The following is a 16,965-nucleotide window of genomic DNA, read 5'->3' as shown; positions in this document are numbered from 1 at the left end:
CGTCCGGAGTCGCCGAGACCGGCGGCCGGGTCGTGTCCGTACCGCCGGCGGCGCCGGTCCCGGGATTCAGCGAATGACCCCCGCGCGCATGGCGAGCGCGACCATCTGGGCGCGGTCGCCGGTGCCGAGCTTGCGGCCGATCCGGGAGAGGTGGCTCTTCACCGTGAGGGCGGAGAGGTTCAGGGCCTCACCGATCTCCTTGTTGGACTGGCCGTCCGCGACGAGCTGCAGCACCTCGACCTCGCGGGCCGAGAGCTCCCGCGGGGTGTTGTCGGTGCCCGGCACGCGGGACCCGGTGGCCAGCAGCGGGGCGACCGTCGGGTCGGCGTAGACACCGCCGTCGAGCACCCGCTTGACGCCGTCGGTCACGACCGACGGCGACGCCGACTTGAGCAGGTACGCCTGCGCGCCGGCCTGGAACGCCGAGCGGACCGCGTACGGGTCGTCGGAGGAGGCGAGCACGACCAGCCGGTTCCAGCCGAGCGAGCGGAGCTCGCTGACCAGGTCCAGCCCGCTGCCGTCCGGCAGCGTCAGATCGAGGATCGCGAGGTCGCAGGGGCCCGCCGCGTGGGCGCGTGCCCGCGCCTCGGTCACCGAGGCGGCCTCGTGCACGGTGCCCGCTCCCATGGAGCGCAGCCGCCCGGCGATCGCCTCCCGGAGCAGCGGGTGGTCGTCCACGACGAGAACCGTGAACAGCTCCTCCCTCGGCTGCGGGACGATCCCAGGTGAGAGCACTGCTCCACCGATCGGAGCGCCACCTGGGGTGGTGTTGCCGGAGCTCTGCGCCGGCACTTGCTGGCCAAGTACAGCCACGTCGTCAACCTTCCTGGAGTCGGTCGTACGCCCCCGACCAACACCGGAACCCGAGGGACGGAGAGTGGCGCTCGGCCGCCCGGGCGGGTGCCATGGCAGAGATGGTATCCCTCCATGCGGCCTAACGTCTGGTGTGCATTCGTCTTTCCGGCTCCGAAAGTTACATGCGTGTGGGCGCGGTCCCACCCCTCCGGGTGAAAGATGTCCGACACATGCCGCTGACCTGCGACGTTCAGCCGGGCGATCGGCTCAACGGCACTGCGCCGACCGGCGGCAGGCCCGCGGCGGTCGACACGAGGGACGCGAACGCGACGGCGTGTCGGGACAGATCGCCGTCGCTCTCCGTGGGGGACCAGGAGGCGCGCAGCTCGACGTCGTCCTCCCGCGGGGGCGCGTCGCCGGGGCCGCCACCGTCCGCGCAGAGCCCGCCGAAGCGGACCGACGAGGTCTGGGTGACGGTCCCGCCGAGGGCGGTGAAGCCCGCCCCGGCGTGGTCGAGCGCGTCGGTCAGCCAGGACCATCCGATGCGCGGCAGCATGTCGTCGCCGAGCTGGCCGGGCTCCAGCCTGGCCTGCACGAAGCAGACCAGCCGGAAGGTGCCCTCCCAGCGTTCCTGACCCTCGGGGTCGTGGAGCAGGATCAGCCGGCCGGAGGTGTCCGGCTCGTCGAGGTCGTCGGTCCCGTCGCCGCGGTGCCCGATGTCGGCCTCGACGCTGGTCGCCCAGCTGTACGGCGCGAGCCGGGGTGGGGCCTCGAGCGGCCGCACCACGAGCTCGGGGCGCGGTCGGACCGACGCGAGCGAGCGGACCGCGCTGCGGAACGCTGCTGGTGGTGGTGAGTTCGGGTCCGGCACGGCGTCGGACTCTAGGGTGCGATACCGGTCGTACCTGGCAGGCGCGCCGGGGCGCCCGAGTACCGGCCCCGTCCGCGTGGGATCATCCGGAGGTCATGACTGCAGGCATCGTCTCCGCGCCCCCCGCCCGCCGCGACCTCGCGGGCGCTCCGTTCCTCGATGCAGTGCGCGGCGCGACGCCGTCGCGGCTGCCGGTCTGGTTCATGCGTCAGGCGGGTCGCTCGCTGCCGGAGTACCGGGCCCTGCGCCGGGACAACGAGATGCTCGAGGCGTGCCTCACCCCGGATCTGACCTGCGAGATCACTCTGCAGCCGGTCCGCCGTCACGACATGGACGCGGCCATCCTGTTCTCCGACATCGTGGTGCCGCTGCACCTGGCGGGCATCGGGATCGACATCGTTCCGGGCACCGGCCCCGTCGTGGACTCGCCGGTCCGCACCGCCGCCGACGTCGCGGCTCTGCCCGAGCTGGCGCCGGAGCAGGTGACGCGCGTCACCGAGGCGATCGGTCTGCTGCTGCCCGAGCTGGGCCGGGTCCCGCTGATCGGGTTCGCGGGCGCCCCGTTCACCCTCGCCTCCTACCTCATCGAGGGCGGCCCGAGCCGCAACCATGAGCGGACCAAGTCCCTCATGCGCTCCGCCCCCGAGGTCTGGCACGCCCTGCTCGGCAAGCTCGCCGTGCTCACCGGCACGTTCCTGCAGCAGCAGGTCGCCGCCGGGGTGGACGCGGTCCAGCTCTTCGACTCCTGGGCGGGCGCGCTCTCCGAGCGCGACTACCGCGAGTTCGTGCTGCCGCACTCCGCCGCCGTGCTCGGTGCGCTCGCCGGGGCCGGGGTGCCGCGGATCCACTTCGGGGTCGGCACCGCGGAGCTGCTGGGCGCGATGACCGAGGCCGGCGCCGACGTGATCGGCGTCGACTGGCGGACCCCGCTCGACGTCGCGGCCCGCCGTGCCGGGGGAGCGGTGCCCGTGCAGGGCAACCTCGACCCGGCCGTGCTGTTCGCCGGCCAGGAAGCCGTCGACGCCGAGGTCGTGCGGATCGCGGCCGAGGGCGCCCGCACCCGCGGGCACGTGTTCAACCTCGGCCACGGTGTGCTGCCGGCGACCGACCCGGACGTGATCACCCGGACCGTCGAGACGGTGCACGCCCAGCCCGTGTCCGGGCCGACGGGCGAGCGTCCGGCGCGATGACCCGCGTCGCCGTCGTCGGCGGCGGTGTCTCCGGGCTGGCGTGCGCGCACCGGCTGCGGACGCTGCTCGGCCCGTCCGCCGAGATCGTCGTGCTGGAGCAGCGTGACCTGCCCGGCGGGGTGCTGCGCACCGTCGATCTCGCGGGCGCGCCGTTCGACGTCGGCGCCGAGGCCTTCCTCGCCCGCCGCCCCGAGGTCCCCGCACTGCTCGCCGAGATCGGGCTGGCGGGCGCGCTCACCCACCCCACCGCGGCGACGGCGACGATCCGCGCCGGGGGCCGCACCGTCGGCCTGCCCCGCGGCACCCTGATGGGCGTGCCCGGCCGGGACGCCGACCTCCGGGGAGTGCTGTCCGACGCCGGACGGGCCGCGGTGGCCGCCGAGCCGTCCACGCCGCTGGAGTGGGAGCCCGGCACCGACGTCGCGCTCGGGGCGCTGCTGCGCCGTCGGTTCGGCCCGGAGGTCGTCGACCGGATCGCCGACCCGCTGCTGGGCGGTGTCTACGCCGGCCGGGTCGACCGGCTCGGCCTGCGCGCCACGGTCCCGGCGCTCGCCGCCGCGCTCGACGCGGGGGCCGGCTCGCTCACCGAGGCGGCCAGTACCGGGATGGCCGCGTCCGGCCAGCGCAGCGGCACCCTCGCCGCCGGGACGCCGGCCGCCAGGGGCTCCGGGGCCGATCCCGCCGCGGTGCCACAGCCGGTGGCCGCCGGACCGGTCTTCGGTGCCGTGCGCGGGGGCTACCGCGAGATGACCGCCGCACTCGTCGCCGCGTCGGCGGCCCGGGTGCGGACCGGTGTCTCCGTGCGGGAGCTGCAGCGCCGCCCCGGCGGCTGGCGGCTGGTCCTCGGCCCGGTCCCGCAGCCGGAGGCGCTCGACGTCGACGCCGTCGTCCTCGCCGTCCCCGCGCCCGCCGCCCGCCGGCTGCTGGAGCCGGTCGTACCGGCCGCGGCCGCGGCGGCCGGGCGGGTCGAGCTGGCCTCCTCCGCGGTCGTCGCGCTCGCCTACCGGGCGGCCGACGTCGCCGGCCTGCCCGGCACCTCCGGCTGTCTGGTCGCCGCGGACGAGCCGCTGTCGGTCAAGGGCGTCACCCACGCGTCGACGAAGTGGGCCCACCTCGGTGCGGACGGTCTGGTCCGGATCCGGGCCTCGATCGGCCGGTTCGGGGAGGAGGCGAGCCTGCAGGTCGACGATGCCGAGCTCGTCGACCGCGTCCGCGCCGACCTGGCCGTCGTCGACGGCGTCGACGCCGTCCCGGTCGCGTCGTTCGTCCAGCGCTGGGGCGGCGGTCTGCCGCAGTACGGGGTCGGCCACGGCGCGGTCGTCGACGCGCTGGAGTCGGCCGTCGCCGCCGTCGGGGGCCTGGAGGTCGCCGGGTCGATGCTGCACGGGGTCGGTGTCCCCGCGTGTGTGGCGACCGCGCGGTCCGCCGCCGAGCGGCTCGCCGCGGCCCTGCCCCCCGCACCGACCGGTCCCTGAGGGCACCCTCACCGGCCGCGTACCATGCCCGACATGGCCCGCGTGGACGTCAAAGCGATCAACGACACCATCCGCTACACCATGTGGTCGGTCTTCCGGGTCGAGCCCGGCCGCCTCGGCGACGACCGTGCCACCGCCGCCCGCGAGGCCACCGAGTACCTCGACGCGCTCGCGAACAAGGACGTCGCCGTCCGCGGCGTGTACGACCTCGCCGGTGTGCGGCACGACGCCGACTACATGATCTGGTGGCACGCCTCGGAGATCGAGTCGCTGCAGGCCGCCTACTCCGACCTGCGCCGCACCACCGCGCTCGGCCGGGCCAGCGTGCCGGTCTGGAGCCAGACCGCGCTGCACCGCCCGGCGGAGTTCAACAAGAGCCACGTCCCGGCGTTCATGGCCGGCGAGGACCCGAAGCGCTACGTCTGCGTCTACCCGTTCGTCCGGTCCTACGAGTGGTACCTGCTGCCCGACGCCGAGCGCCGGAAGATGCTGGCCGACCACGGCATGGAGGCCCGCGACTACCCGGACGTGCGCGCCAACACCGTCCCGGCCTTCGCCCTCGGCGACTACGAGTGGATCCTCGCCTTCGAGGCCGACGAGCTGTACCGCATCGTCGACCTCATGCGGCACCTGCGCGGCACCGAGGCCCGCCGCCACGTGCGCGAGGAGATCCCGTTCTACACCGGCCCGCGGGTCGAGGTCGGCGACCTCGTCGCGTCCCTGCCGTGAGCCGGGTGCGGGGCCGTCGCGCGACGGCCCCGCACCGGTGTCAGCCCTCCGTGGGCTCCAGGGTCAGCGACACGGAGTTGATGCAGTAGCGCAGGTCGGTCGGGGTGCCGTAGCCCTCACCCTCGAAGACGTGGCCGAGGTGGCCGTGGCAGTTCGCGCACAGCACCTCGGTGCGCGTCATGCCCAGGCTGGAGTCGACCCGCTCGATGACGGCGTCGCCCGCGAGCGGGGTGAAGAACGACGGCCACCCGCAGTGCGACGCGAACTTCGAGTCGCTGCGGAACAGCTCCGCCCCGCAGGCCCGGCAGCGGTAGACGCCGGTGGTGGTCGTGTCGGTGTACTCACCGGTGAACGGGCGCTCGGTCCCGGCCTTGCGGAGCACCTGGTACTCGGCCGGGCTCAGCTGGGCCCGCCACTCCTCGTCGGACTTCTGCACCTTCGGGGCCGGGAGCTCGGACCCGGAGGCGGTGGTGTTGCGGCTGAACAGACCCATGCATCCACGGTAACCCGTTGATCGGTCGTGCGCCGCCGGTCGTCGGACCCGGGTGGCTCGTCAGACCCAGGTGGCGACCACGAACCCGGCCGCGTTCGCGATGACCCACGCCGCGACGAGCAGCAGCAGCACCGTCACCGCGACCGCGGCGGCCCGCCGGGGGCCCCGCAGCCGGTTCGTCGACTCCGCGAAGTCCCCGACGCCGCGGATGTAGCCCTCCACCGAGCACGACGGCAGCCGCTGCATGCGGTCCAAGTGCGCGGCGAACTCCCGCGCCTCCGGGTCCTCCGGGTCGAGGCCCAGCAGGTCGTCGTCGAAACGGGGGGACCGGTCGGAACCCATGGGCACACGATAGTCACCGGGGGGTAGGTTCGCCGGGTGGCGAGCCGTGAGGTCGTGATGCTGCAGGTCGACGGGCCGGACGGGCCGCGTGAGGTCCGCCTGACCAGCCCGGACAAGGTGGTGTTCGGCGAGCTCGGGATCACCAAGCGCGAGGTGGTCGAATACTACGTCGCGGTGGGGGAACCGATGGCGTCCGCGCTGCGTGACCGCCCCACCAACCTGAAGCGGTTCAACTCCGGGGTGGACGGCGAGCCGTTCTTCGTCAAACGCGTCCCGAAGGGCGCCCCGGACTGGGTGCGGACCTGCACGGTGACCTTCCCCAGCGGCCGCACCGCCGAGTCGGTGTCGATCACCGAGCCGGCGACGATCGCCTGGGCGGCCAACCTCAACACCCTCGACTTCCACCCGTGGCCGGTCCGCTGCGCCGACACCGACCACCCAGACGAGCTGCGCATCGACCTCGACCCGCAGCCGGGCACCGACTTCGGCGACGCCGTCGTCGTCGCGCAGACGCTGCGCGAGGTCCTCACCGAGGCCGGACTGGCCGGGTGGGCCAAGACCTCCGGTGGGCGGGGCGTGCACGTCGCCTGCCCGATCCGGCCCGAGTGGGACTTCGTGCAGGTCCGGCACGCCGTCATCGCGATCGCCCGGCGCGTCTGCCGGCGGACCCCGGAGCTGGCCACGGTGGACTGGTGGAAGGAGGAACGCGGCGAGCGGGTGTTCCTCGACTACAACCAGGCGGCCCGTGACCGCACCATCGCCTCGGCCTGGTCGGTGCGCGGCCTGCCCGCCGCGACCGTCTCCATGCCGGTCACCTGGGACGACCTCGGCGAGGTCGACCCCGCGGCGTTCACCCTGCGCACCGTGCCCGGTCTGCTGGAACGCCACGGGGACCCGCACGCCGGGATGGGCGACGAGCGGGGGAGCTGCGCGAGGGCGCTGGAGTGGTACGCCGAGGACGAGACCGAGCGTGGCCTGGGGGACCTGCCCTACCCGCCGGAGTACCCGAAGATGCCCGGCGAGCCGCTGCGGGTGCAGCCCAGCCGGGCACGCAAGCAGTAGCTACCGTGGCGGCCACGGCGACGACCGTCCAGATCACCGGGGCCGGGTCGGCGCACCGGCCCGGGGGCCGGGCGCGGTGGCAGAATCCCCTGCCATGTACGCGGTCCTGGACGACGGTCCCTACGCGGGCGAGCAGGTGCGCATCGACCCCGACGCCACCGGCCGTCCGCCGCGGACGATCGAGCTGTCCGACCCCGGCGGGGGCCCCAGGGGCTACGTGCTGATCGGACCGCTCGCCGACGCCGACCGGTGATCACCCGTCGCGTTCGCGGGCGCGCTTGCGGCGCTTCCCCTCGTGCATGGCCGCGACCCGCGGTACCGGGATCGCCCGGCCCTCGGTGAGCAGCACCTCCGGCACGGCCGCGGGTGCGGGCCGCAGCTCCGACCAGGTCGGGCGCCCGTCGAGCAGACCGGCCACGGTGCCCACCGTGAAGTCGGCGGGAGAGGCCCCGTCCAGCTCGTCCCAGGTGAGGGGGAACGAGACGGGCAGGCCGGGGCGAGCCCGCGGGCTGTAGGGCGCGGCGAGGGTGGCCCCGCCCGCACGGGTCGGGTCGAGGAAGACCCGGCCGCCGCGGTCGTCCCGGATGAACGCGGTCGTCGCGACCTCGGGGGCCAGCGCCGCGGCGCGGGCGCACACCGCGCGGGTCGCGGCGAACGCGTCGTCGATCGGGAGCTGCTCGGCCAGCGGAACCACCAGGTGCAGGCCGGTCGCGCCGCTGGTCTTGACCGCGGCGGCGAGGCCCAGCTCGGCCAGCGCCGCCCGGACCGGGTGCGCGGCCGCGACGACGCGGTCGAAGCCCGCGCCGTCGGGCGGGTCGAGGTCGATGACGAGCTCGCCGGTGGTCGTCGCGCCGTGCGGCACGAGGGTCGGGTGGAGCTCGACGGCACGCTGGTTGCCGAACCACAGCAGCGTGCGGCGGTCGTGGCAGAGCGGGTAGTGCACGGTGCGCTGCGAGGACTCCGCCCACACGTCGACGGTCGGGATCCAGTCCGGCGCCCCGCGCGGGAGGTTCTTCTGCATGAACGGCGCCTGGCCGGGGCGGGCCCGCACCACCGACAGGGGCCGGTCGGCCAGCGCGGGCAGCAGCAGGTCGGCGACGGCGTCGAGGTGGTCGAGCAGGGCCCGCTTGGTGACGCCGGCGCCGTCGAAGGCCTCGGCGTCGAGGCTGGTGAGCTCCACCCCGTCGCGGACCTCGTCGACCTGCCGGCGCGCCACGGCTCAGCTCCTGATGAACCCGCGCTCGGCCAGCCAGGCCCGCGCGACGTCACGGGGGCTCTGCCCGCCTGCGGAGACCCGGCCGTTGAGCTGCTGCACGGTCTGCTGATCCAGGGCCGCGGTGATCGGGGCGAACAGGTCGGCGACTTGCGGGGCCCGGTCGAACACGTCGGCCCGGAAGACCGGGACCGCGCTGTAGGTGATGTGGTAGCCGCGGTCGTCGGTGAGGACCTTCAGGCCCAGCGCCGGGATGCGGCCGTCGGTGGCGGCGACCTCGCCGAACAGGCAGACGCCGTCGGCCGTCGACTGGAAGATGACGCCCTGGTCGAGGGTCTTGCGCCGCTCGCCGGGCAGCTCGAAACCGTAGGCGCGCTGGAGCCCGGCGAGGCCGTCGGCGCGGGAGGCGTACTCGGTCTCGACGCAGACGTCGCCGGGCTGGCCGGAGCGGACGTAGGCGGCCATGTCGCTGATCGTGTTCAGGTTCAGCCGGGCGGCCGTCGCCCCGTCGACGACGAAGGAGTACGTGTTGTCGAACCGGGCGCGGTCCAGCCACACCACGCCGTTCTGCACACGGTCGCGCCGGCGCAGCTCGGCGAGGACCTGGTCGTCGGGGAGGGTGCGGGTCTCGCGCAGGTACGACGCCCACGCCGTGCCGGTGTACTCCCAGTAGGTGGAGATGTCCCCGGACAGCAGCGCCTGCCGGGTGGCGTCGGACCCGCCGATGTTGCACCGGTCGGTCACCGAGGCCCCGGCGGACTCCAGCGCCGCGATCGAGATCTGGCACAGGATCTGCTGCTCGTCGAAGTTCTTCGACCCCACGACGTAGGTCCGCCCGGACAGGTCGACGCCCCGGGCGAGCGACCCGGCCGACGCCCGTGGTCCGCCGCCGGCCAGGCCGGTGCAACCGCCCACCAGCAGCGCGACGGCGAGCAGGGCCGGGACCAGCGTCCGCAGCCTGCGGCCGGGGAAGGGGCTCACGGGATCGTCCTGGTTCGCCGGGAGAGCATGGTCCGGTCAGCCGATCACGAACCGTCCCCCGGCGCAACGTTCACGCGCGCACGGTGACCGACCCGCGACACCGGGACACCTCAGCCGATGAAGCCCTTCTGGGTCAGCCACTCACGCGCGACGTCGCGTTCGTTCTGGCCGAAGGAGGACACCTTGCCGTTCAGGTCCAGGATGGTGTTGTAGTCCAGGGCCTGGGCGATCGGCGCCAGCACCTGCCGGACGGCGGGGTTGGCGTTGTAGACGTCGGCCCGGATGGTCGGTGCCGCGTTGTAGGTGACGTGGTAGCGCTCGTCGTCGTCGAGGACCTTGAGCTTCAGGCCGGGGATGCGGCCGTCGGTGGTGAAGACCTCGCCGAACAGGCACTTGTTGTCCGCGGTGGCCTGGTAGATCACGCCGGTGGCGAGCACCTGCGGGTTCTGGGCGGTGAAGCCGTAGGTCTCCTCCAGGCCGCGCAGGCCGTCGTCACGGGAGTTGTACTCGGTCTCCACGCACATCGAACCCGCCGGTGCCCGGCCCGACTCGATGTAGTCGGCCATCTGCGACAGCGTCGTGATGCCGAGCTCCTGCGACTTCGCCTCGGTCATGGCGAAGGCGTAGGTGTTGTTGAAGTTGGCCTTGTCCAGCCACTGGATCTTGTTCTGCTCCAGGTCGCGCTGGGCGACGAGGTTGTAGAGCTCGTTGTCGTCGGTGATCCGGCGGGTCTCCTTGAAGAAGGAGGCCCAGGCGGTACCGGTGTACTCCCAGTAGATGTTGATGTCCCCGGCCAGCAGCGCCTGGCGGGTGACGTCGGTGCCACCGGTGTTGCAGCGGTCGGTGACGTTGCCGCCGGCCGACTCGAGCGCGGCGACCGTGATCTGGCAGAGCACCAGCTGCTCGTCGAAGTTCTTGCCGCCGACGACGTAGTTCTGTCCGCTCAGGTCGCCGGCCTGGGCCAGCGAGCCGCCGGAGGCCGACGGGCCGCTGCCGCTCAGGCCGCCACAGCCCGCCAGGGCGATGGCCGCCGCGGCCGCCATCGCCGTCAGGGCGAGACGCCGGGATCGTCCGAACTTCACGTGTCCTCCAGGGAATGCGGTACTGCGGGGATTCGGGGGCGAGCGGGGCCCGCGTCAGCCGGCGTTGCGGCGGACGGCGTACTCGGCGAGACCGGCGAGCCAGTCCACGATCAGGGCCAGCGCGGCGACGATGGTCGCGGCGACGAGGGTTCCGGTGGGGCGGCCGAGCTCCAGCATCCCCTTGATCGGCTCGCCGAGACCGCCGGCGCCGACGTAGGTCGCCAGGGCCGCGGTGCCGACGTTCAGCACGAGCGCGACGCGGACGCCGGCGACCATGACCGGTGTCGCCAGCGGCAGCTCGACACGCAGCAGTGTCTGCCGCGCCGACATCCCGATGCCGCGGGACGCCTCGATCAGCGCCTTGTCGACCTGCTGGAGCCCGACGACGGTGTTGGTGAGCACCGGCAGCAGCGCGGCCAGTGCCAGCGCGACGACGGCGGTGGGCAGGCCCAGCCCGAGCGGGGAGAACGCGAGCAGGACGATCACGCCGAACGCGGGCAGGGCCTGCATGAACCCGGTGAACGCCAGGATCGGGCGCTGGATCCGGTGGGCGGACGGGCGGCTGATCGCGATGCCGGCCGGGATCGCCACGATGATCACGACGAGGGTGGACAGCCCGGTCAGCACCAGGTGCTCCCCGAGCCGCTCCCCGAGCGAGCTCGCGTTGATCACCGAGGCCTCGACGTCGTCGAGGCCCTGGGAAGCGGCGTAGAGCAGCACCAGCACCACACCGACGACGGCGATGAGCGGGTTGACGATGAGCGACCGGTCCAGCCGCCGGGTCCGGCGGACGACCGGCTCGGCCGAGGACGACCCGGACGGCGCGCCGGCGCCGGTCTCCTCGGCGGCGGGGGCGCTCACGAACCGGCCTTCGTCTTGAGGCCCTCGACCAGGTCGCGCCACCAGAGCGCGCCCTGCAGCTTCTGCTGCTCGTCGACCACCCCGACCAGCTCGGTCTGGGAGTCGAGCATGACGTCGACGGCGTCGTAGACGGTCCCGGTGCGCGGCACCGTCACCAGCTTGGGCAGGTCGGCGGTGCCCGGCAGGTAGGCCCAGCGCACCGGGCGACCCTGCGCGTCGGCCTCGTAGGTGGGGGAGCCGTTGCGGGCGGCGGTGCCGTCGAGGTCGACCGGCTGCAGCTCCAGGCGGGACAGCTCCAGCAGCGACAGCCGCCGGACCGCGGCGCCGGCGCCGACGAACTCGGCGACGAACTCGTTGGCCGGGTGCGTCAGGATCATGTCGGGGGTGTCGTACTGCTGCAGCGTGCCGCCGGGCCCGAACACCGCGATCCGGTCGCCGAGCTTGACCGCCTCGGTGAGGTCGTGGGTGACGAAGCAGATGGTCTTGGCGATCTGCTGCTGCAGCTCCAGGAACTCGTCCTGGATGCGCTCGCGGGTGATCGGGTCGATGGCGCCGAACGGCTCGTCCATCAGCATCACCGAGGGGTCCGCGGCGAGTCCGCGGGCGACGCCGACACGCTGCTGCTGGCCGCCGGAGAGCTGGCGGGGGTAGCGGTCGCGGTAGTCCTTGGGCTCCAGCCCGACCAGGTGCAGGAGCTCGTCGACCCGGGCGGTGATCCGGTTGTGGTCCCACCCGAGGATCTTCGGGACGACGGCGATGTTGTCGCCGATCGTGAAGTGCGGGAACAGGCCGACCTGCTGGATGACGTAGCCGATGCGGCGGCGCAGCTCGTCGGCGTTGACGTCGGTGACGTCGTCGCCGTCGAGCAGGATGCGACCGGTGGTGGGCTCGATGAGCCGGTTCATCATCTTGAGCGTGGTCGTCTTGCCGCAGCCGGACGGCCCGATGAACATCGAGATGGTGCCCTCGGGCACCTGCAGGTCGAGTTCCTGCACGGCCGGGGTGGTGGACTTCGGATAGGTCTTGCTGATGCCTTCGAGAGCGATCATCGGCTTGCCGGAATCAGACACGGATCCCCCTCGGGGTGGTGAAGCGCTGCACGATCCAGAAGACGACCTCGTAGACCGCAGCCACGACGAGGCAGCCGAGCGTGGCCGCCAGAACCTGGTTGAACGAGTTGACCGATCCCAGCCGTTGCAGGCCGAGGAAGAGCGAGGAGCCGAAGCCAGGGCCGTTGATGGCGCCGGCGACGACCGCGATACCGATGATGATCAGGACCGCGACCCGGATGCCGGACAGGATCACCGGCCAGGCCAGCGGCAGCTGGATGGTGACCATCCGGCGGACCGACCCCATCCCCATCCCGCGGGCGGACTCGAGGACGGCGTCGTCCACCGACGAGAGCCCGGCGACGACGTTGCGCAGCACCGGGTAGATCGCGTAGATCGTCAGGGCCGTCAGCGACGGCGTGACGCCGAGCCCCAGGATCGGCTGCAGCAGGCCGAACAGCGCCAGGGACGGGATCGTCAGCGCGGCGGAGAACACGATCAGCAGCGCCTCGCGGGAGCCCGCGCGGATCGGGCGGCTCCACGACTCGGGCGTCAGACGATTGGTGTGCAGCAGGGTGCCCGCCACCAACGAGATCACGACCGCGATTCCGACCGAGATCGCGACCAGCAGGAAATGCTGCTGGCCGTAGAACACCAACTGGTTCAGCTGGGTGCCGACATAGGTGAAGAAATCCACCGTGCTCCTTCCGCCCGGGGGTCGTGTCCGCCGCTCGGGGCAGGGACACGGTCCTTCCGCACCACTCGTCGTCGGGTCCGTTCGGCGTTACACCCACCCGAACGACGTGACAGGGAGTTCGCGTGCGCCCACCGGTGCGGTGGGCATGACCTGCGGCCTCCCGCTCGCCCGACGGAGCCTAGCCGCAGAACGGTGGGGGCGGTAAGTCGAGCGGACCGTTCCGGGACGATGGCGTCGGCATTCCGGAAACGTTTCGTGCCACCATCGTCGCAGGTGGGGATGGGCGACAACGCTGTTCCCGCAACCGCACCGGAAAGCGGCGGATACGCAATCGTGACCTTCTGCGCCGGTTTCGTCGCGGTCCGGCTCCACCCAGCGTGAGCGGCCCGGAGCACGCGGTTACGGCGGGCAGACCACGGGCTGGGAGGGCGCCCGGCCGGTCAGCAGCGCCCGGTCCACGAGGCCGGTGACACACGGGGTGCGCGGATACGCCCCCGTCCCGCTGCCCTGCCAGCGCACCAGCCGCCCCGTCGCGAGCTGTTGGGCGGTCCGCTCTGCGCCGCTCTGCGGCGAACGCGGGTCCTGCGCGGTCCCGATCACGAGGACCGGGGGCGGGGGAGCGCCCTGCGGCGCCGCCGGGGTGACCGGCCCGCCCGAGGGCCACGGCCCGCAGGCCACCAGGTCCTGCGCCGCCGCGACACCGAACAGCGGGAAGCGCTGTGCCCACTGCCCGGCCAGGTCGGCGGCCTCACCGGGGGTGACCCGCACCCGGGAGTCGTTGCAGCGGGTCGCCAGGGTGGCGTCGTAGCGGCCCTGCGGGCCTCCCAGCGGGGCCAGGATGCGGACCAGACCCGCCGGGTCGCCGTCCCCGGCCGCGACCAGCGCGGACTGCAGCTCCGGCCAGCGGGCGGGCTGGGACAGGACCGAGCGGACCGCGCGCAGCGTCGCGCCCGCGGTGACGGCGTCGCCGTCGCCGGCCGGCAGGGCGGTGCGGGACAGGCGGAACACCAGCTCGTCGACGTAGCCGCGCGGGTCGGGGCCCAGCGGGCAGGCCGGCGAGGCGGTGCAGGCCACGGCGAAGGCGTCGAAGGCCTTCTCCGCGGCCGCGGTCGTGCTCTCGGTCCGGGCGGGCTCGTCGAGGGTGGAGTCACCGGGGCCGTCGAGCACGACCCGTCCGACGGAGCCCGGGTGCGCGCCGATCCAGGCGGCCGCGGCGTCGGCGCCGTCGCCGACGGCGAGCAGGTCCAGCCGGGCCGCGCCCAGCACGGACCGCAGCGACTCCAGGTCGCCGGCGCCGCTCGCGGCGCGGTAGCTGGTCAGCGTCCCCGACAGCAGCAGGTTGCAGTCCTGCACCACCTCGCGGGCGCGTTCCAGCAGTGCCGTCATGGCGGCCTCGTCGCGGCGCGCCGGTCCGGCGTCGAGCAGGGTGGTTCGCGCGTCGACCGGGGCGCAGTCGAGCAGGTCCTCCCCGGTGCCGCGGCGGTCCATGCCGATCACCTGGTAGCGGTCGAGCACCGTGGCGGGCAGCCGGGCGGCGAGGCTCACCGCGGCCCGGGCGGACCCGTCGGCGCCGGTGTCGCCGAGCACGACCAGCGCCGGCCGCCCGTCCGGTGCGCCGGGCGTGGTGACCCGGGTCAGACCGAGCCGGGCCGGGCCCAGCTCGGGCCGGTCCCGGTCGGCGGGCACGGTGAGCCGGGCGCAGCCGACCGTCAGGGGGCGCCCGGCGGGCAGCGGGGTGCCGGCCGTGGTCAGTGCCGCGGCCGTGTCGGCGGTGCAGTCGGTGAACCCGGTGGTGCGGACCGGGTCGGAGTCCGGCAGCAGGTCGGGGTCGGCGGGCGGGCCCGCGGCCGACGTCGGAGGAGCGGCGGGCAGCTGTTCGCCGCGTACCGCCACCGGTGGCCGCTGCGACGGCCCGACCGCACACCCGGCGAGCAGCACCGCGGCGAGCAGGACCCCGAGCACACTCCACCGCCGCACGAGCACCGATCATGCCCGCACCGGGGTGTGGCCGCGGTGAGCGGTCCCGCTCCTACCGCGCCGTCCAGCCGCCGTCCTGGGACAGCGAGGTCCCGGTGATCGACGCCGACGCCGGTCCCCACAGCAGAGCGGCCAGCTCCGCGGTCTCGGCGGGCTCGATCAGCCGCTTCACCGCCACCGGGGTGAGCATGATCTTCGTGACGACCTCGTCCTCGGAGATCCCGTGTGTGCGGGCCTGGTCGGCGATCTGGGCCTCGACCAGCGGGGTGCGCACGTAGGCGGGGTTGATGCAGTTGCTGGTCACGCCGTGCTCGGCGCCCTCCAGCGCGGTGACCTTCGACAGGCCCTCGAGGCCGTGCTTGGCCGAGACGTAGGCGGACTTGTACGGCGAGGCCCGCAGGCCGTGCGCGGAGGAGATGTTCACGACCCGGCCCCAGCCACGGGCGTACATGTGCGGCAGCGACCGGCGGATCAGCCGGAACGGCGACTCCAGCATCAGGCGCAGGATGTTCGAGAACATCTCCCGGTCGAACTCCTCCAGCCGCGAGACGTGCTGGCGGCCGGCGTTGTTGACCAGGATGTCGACGTCGGTGGGCAGCTGCTCCACGGCGTCGAGGTCGGACAGGTCGCACCCCAGCGGCGTGACCAGGTCGCTCTCGGCGGCCAGCGGGGCCACCCGGTCCTCGGCGAGGTCCACCGCGTACACCCGCGCCCCGTCGGCGACGAGCCGGCGCGCCACCGCGGCCCCGATCCCGCTGCCCGCCCCGGTGACGAGGGCCGTCCTGCCGTCCAGCACTGCACTCATGCCGACGACCGTACGGACGCCGACCGGCCCGGCTCCTGTGAGCCGGGTCACGCACTCGGCCGGTGGGTCAGGAGACCCGTGGGTGATCGTCGCGACGGGCCGCGTCCAGCTCCAGCCGCACCGCGACGGGCAGGTCCGCCATCCCCAGCGCGTCGCGGATCGCGGGCAGGATCTCGGTGTCGAGGCGGCGGCAGATCTCGGCGACCTCCCCGTCGGCGACGTCCTCGTCGACCCACACGGTGGCGCGCACCGCGGGCGCGGAGGCGCTGCCGACCATCCGGGCGCGGGCCCGGGTCACCCCGGGCAGTGTGGCGGCGCCGTCGGCGACGGCGTCGGCCGCGGCGGAGGCGCCGATCCGGATCTCGGTGTCCGGTCCGCCGTCCAGGACCAGCTCCGGGCGGGGTTCCGGGCGCAGCGACCGGGCGGTCCACCAGAGCCCGAGCAGCACCAGCACGAGCCCGCCCAGGACGGCGACCAGGCGGGCGGCGGTGCCGTTGGCCAGCAGGAACTGCTCGACCACCGGGTCCAGCAGCGGGCGCTGCGGGCGGCCCCGCCCGAAGACCCCGGTCACCACGAGCACGGTGAGCACGCCGACGGCGAGCAGCAGCCCGCCGAGGAGGACGAGGCCGGTGCGGGCACCGCCCGCGGAGCGGTACTGGGCGCGCCGCGCGGTCCGCGCCGCGCGGCGCGGGTTCGCGAGGGCGGGTGCCGGCGAGCCTCCTGCCGGGTTCATGGTCGAGCTCGCGTGGTCGGTCATCACCGCACTCCCTTCGAGCCCGGCTGGTCCGGGGTGGCGCGCACGGTCAGGCGCGGCCGCCGGGCCAGGGGAAGCGCGTCGAGGACGCCGGAGGCGGCGTCGCGGGCCGCCTCGCGCAGCACGTCGAGGTCCCCGCGGCCGCGGGCGTTCACCACGACCGAGCGGGCCGACGCGGTCACCGAGGCCGCGGTCACCGGGTCCGCGGCCCGGACCCGGGTGCCGACCAGGCGGGCCAGCACCCGCGGCGCGGTGGCGACGGTGAGCCCGGGCGACGGCGCGTCGAGTGCGACGTCGTGGCGCCGGGCGAGCAGCCCGACGAGCAGCAGCACGGCCCCGACGACGATCACCCCCACCGCGATCCAGAGCACCGGCTGCGCGGTCCACAGGGTGTTCTGGACGGTGGTGCGCCAGTCCCGCCAGGGCACGAGCAGCCCGGGGCCGGAGACCCGGCCGACCCAGGCCGCCACCACCTCGACGACGACGAGCGCGCCGATCGCGGCCACCACCAGGCTCAGCAGCGGCGCGAGAACGCGGAGCAGGACACGCACGGGGTCCGGCCTCCCTCTTCCGAATCGGTCACGGGTCC

Annotated in this window: 19 protein-coding genes; 5 read left to right on the top strand and 14 right to left on the bottom strand. The window is 74.1% G+C overall.

What is annotated here, in order from left to right; genetic code table 11:
* Nucleotides 1-66 precede the first annotated feature (66 nt).
* Both XF36_RS15325 and XF36_RS15320 read right to left on the bottom strand, forming a co-directional pair.
* Nucleotides 67-627 carry a LuxR C-terminal-related transcriptional regulator gene (locus tag XF36_RS15325; RefSeq protein ID WP_029239699.1) on the bottom strand — a complete coding sequence of 187 codons (561 nt, stop codon included), beginning with the start codon at nucleotides 625-627 and terminating at the stop codon, nucleotides 67-69.
* Between the two features lie 418 nt (nucleotides 628-1,045).
* The gene (locus XF36_RS15320) at nucleotides 1,046-1,666 is read right to left on the bottom strand and encodes a DUF3000 domain-containing protein (RefSeq protein WP_060712505.1); all 621 of its coding nucleotides are present in this window, start codon (nucleotides 1,664-1,666) and stop codon (nucleotides 1,046-1,048) included.
* Between the two features lie 95 nt (nucleotides 1,667-1,761).
* On the opposite strand from XF36_RS15320, the gene hemE reads away from it, so the two are divergent.
* The 3 genes from hemE to hemQ are packed head-to-tail and all read left to right on the top strand — an operon-like array spanning nucleotide 1,762 to nucleotide 5,060.
* Nucleotides 1,762-2,856: a uroporphyrinogen decarboxylase gene (hemE, locus tag XF36_RS15315; RefSeq protein WP_060712504.1), complete on the top strand. Its 1,095-nt coding sequence runs from the start codon at nucleotides 1,762-1,764 to the stop codon at nucleotides 2,854-2,856.
* Nucleotides 2,853-4,331: a protoporphyrinogen oxidase gene (hemG, locus tag XF36_RS15310; RefSeq protein ID WP_060712503.1), complete on the top strand. Its 1,479-nt coding sequence runs from the start codon at nucleotides 2,853-2,855 to the stop codon at nucleotides 4,329-4,331. The genes hemE and hemG overlap by 4 nt, the downstream gene beginning before the upstream one ends.
* Before the next feature lie 33 nt (nucleotides 4,332-4,364).
* A complete protein-coding gene (hemQ, locus tag XF36_RS15305) occupies nucleotides 4,365-5,060 on the top strand; it encodes a hydrogen peroxide-dependent heme synthase (protein WP_060714728.1) in 696 nt (231 codons plus the stop codon).
* 40 nt (nucleotides 5,061-5,100) lie between these two features.
* On the opposite strand, the gene msrB is transcribed toward hemQ, so the two are convergent.
* Together msrB and XF36_RS15295 are read right to left on the bottom strand one after the other, a co-directional pair.
* A complete protein-coding gene (gene msrB, locus XF36_RS15300; protein ID WP_020625557.1) occupies nucleotides 5,101-5,553 on the bottom strand; it encodes a peptide-methionine (R)-S-oxide reductase MsrB in 453 nt (150 codons plus the stop codon).
* Between the two features lie 60 nt (nucleotides 5,554-5,613).
* Complete coding sequence (locus XF36_RS15295) at nucleotides 5,614-5,895, bottom strand: hypothetical protein (protein ID WP_060712502.1); 282 nt, start codon at nucleotides 5,893-5,895, stop codon at nucleotides 5,614-5,616.
* 57 nt (nucleotides 5,896-5,952) lie between these two features.
* On the opposite strand from XF36_RS15295, the gene ligD reads away from it, so the two are divergent.
* Nucleotides 5,953-6,957, top strand: a complete 1,005-nt coding sequence (ligD, locus tag XF36_RS15290; protein ID WP_060714727.1) for a non-homologous end-joining DNA ligase — start codon at nucleotides 5,953-5,955, stop codon at nucleotides 6,955-6,957.
* A gap of 94 nt (nucleotides 6,958-7,051) precedes the next feature.
* Nucleotides 7,052-7,210: a hypothetical protein gene (locus XF36_RS32475; protein ID WP_168169523.1), complete on the top strand. Its 159-nt coding sequence runs from the start codon at nucleotides 7,052-7,054 to the stop codon at nucleotides 7,208-7,210.
* Here XF36_RS32475 and XF36_RS15285 read toward each other — a convergent pair whose 3' ends face one another.
* The 10 genes from XF36_RS15285 to XF36_RS15240 all read right to left on the bottom strand — a co-directional run bounded on the left by XF36_RS15285 (nucleotide 7,211) and on the right by XF36_RS15240 (nucleotide 16,927).
* Nucleotides 7,211-8,173, bottom strand: a complete 963-nt coding sequence (locus tag XF36_RS15285; protein WP_060712501.1) for a DNA polymerase domain-containing protein — start codon at nucleotides 8,171-8,173, stop codon at nucleotides 7,211-7,213.
* A gap of 3 nt (nucleotides 8,174-8,176) precedes the next feature.
* Nucleotides 8,177-9,151 (bottom strand): glycine betaine ABC transporter substrate-binding protein, encoded by a 975-nt coding sequence (locus XF36_RS15280; protein WP_060712500.1) that lies wholly within the window; start codon nucleotides 9,149-9,151, stop codon nucleotides 8,177-8,179.
* Nucleotides 9,152-9,261: 110 nt separating this feature from the next.
* Nucleotides 9,262-10,233: a glycine betaine ABC transporter substrate-binding protein gene (locus XF36_RS15275; RefSeq protein WP_060712499.1), complete on the bottom strand. Its 972-nt coding sequence runs from the start codon at nucleotides 10,231-10,233 to the stop codon at nucleotides 9,262-9,264.
* Between the two features lie 54 nt (nucleotides 10,234-10,287).
* Nucleotides 10,288-11,094, bottom strand: a complete 807-nt coding sequence (locus XF36_RS15270) for an ABC transporter permease (protein ID WP_020622351.1) — start codon at nucleotides 11,092-11,094, stop codon at nucleotides 10,288-10,290.
* Nucleotides 11,091-12,164, bottom strand: coding sequence for an ABC transporter ATP-binding protein (locus tag XF36_RS15265; RefSeq protein WP_414706194.1), 1,074 nt, complete (start codon nucleotides 12,162-12,164; stop codon nucleotides 11,091-11,093). The genes XF36_RS15270 and XF36_RS15265 overlap by 4 nt, the downstream gene beginning before the upstream one ends.
* Nucleotides 12,157-12,840, bottom strand: a complete 684-nt coding sequence (locus XF36_RS15260) for an ABC transporter permease (RefSeq protein WP_060712497.1) — start codon at nucleotides 12,838-12,840, stop codon at nucleotides 12,157-12,159. The genes XF36_RS15265 and XF36_RS15260 overlap by 8 nt, the downstream gene beginning before the upstream one ends.
* A 399-nt stretch (nucleotides 12,841-13,239) precedes the next feature.
* Nucleotides 13,240-14,817 carry an alpha/beta hydrolase gene (locus XF36_RS15255; protein ID WP_064485613.1) on the bottom strand — a complete coding sequence of 526 codons (1,578 nt, stop codon included), beginning with the start codon at nucleotides 14,815-14,817 and terminating at the stop codon, nucleotides 13,240-13,242.
* A 52-nt stretch (nucleotides 14,818-14,869) separates the two neighbouring features.
* Nucleotides 14,870-15,622 (bottom strand): 3-hydroxybutyrate dehydrogenase, encoded by a 753-nt coding sequence (locus XF36_RS15250; RefSeq protein ID WP_043278159.1) that lies wholly within the window; start codon nucleotides 15,620-15,622, stop codon nucleotides 14,870-14,872.
* A gap of 67 nt (nucleotides 15,623-15,689) precedes the next feature.
* A complete protein-coding gene (locus XF36_RS15245; RefSeq protein WP_060712495.1) occupies nucleotides 15,690-16,379 on the bottom strand; it encodes a hypothetical protein in 690 nt (229 codons plus the stop codon).
* Nucleotides 16,379-16,927: a DUF6286 domain-containing protein gene (locus XF36_RS15240; RefSeq protein WP_060712494.1), complete on the bottom strand. Its 549-nt coding sequence runs from the start codon at nucleotides 16,925-16,927 to the stop codon at nucleotides 16,379-16,381. The genes XF36_RS15245 and XF36_RS15240 overlap by 1 nt, the downstream gene beginning before the upstream one ends.
* Nucleotides 16,928-16,965 lie beyond the last annotated feature (38 nt).

Origin of the sequence: Pseudonocardia sp. HH130629-09, assembly GCF_001294645.1 — a bacterium.
In the GTDB taxonomy this organism is placed as follows: Bacteria; Actinomycetota; Actinomycetes; order Mycobacteriales; family Pseudonocardiaceae; genus Pseudonocardia.
Note: the sequence above shows the minus strand (reverse complement) of the source record. Positions and strands in the feature narration are given on the sequence as shown.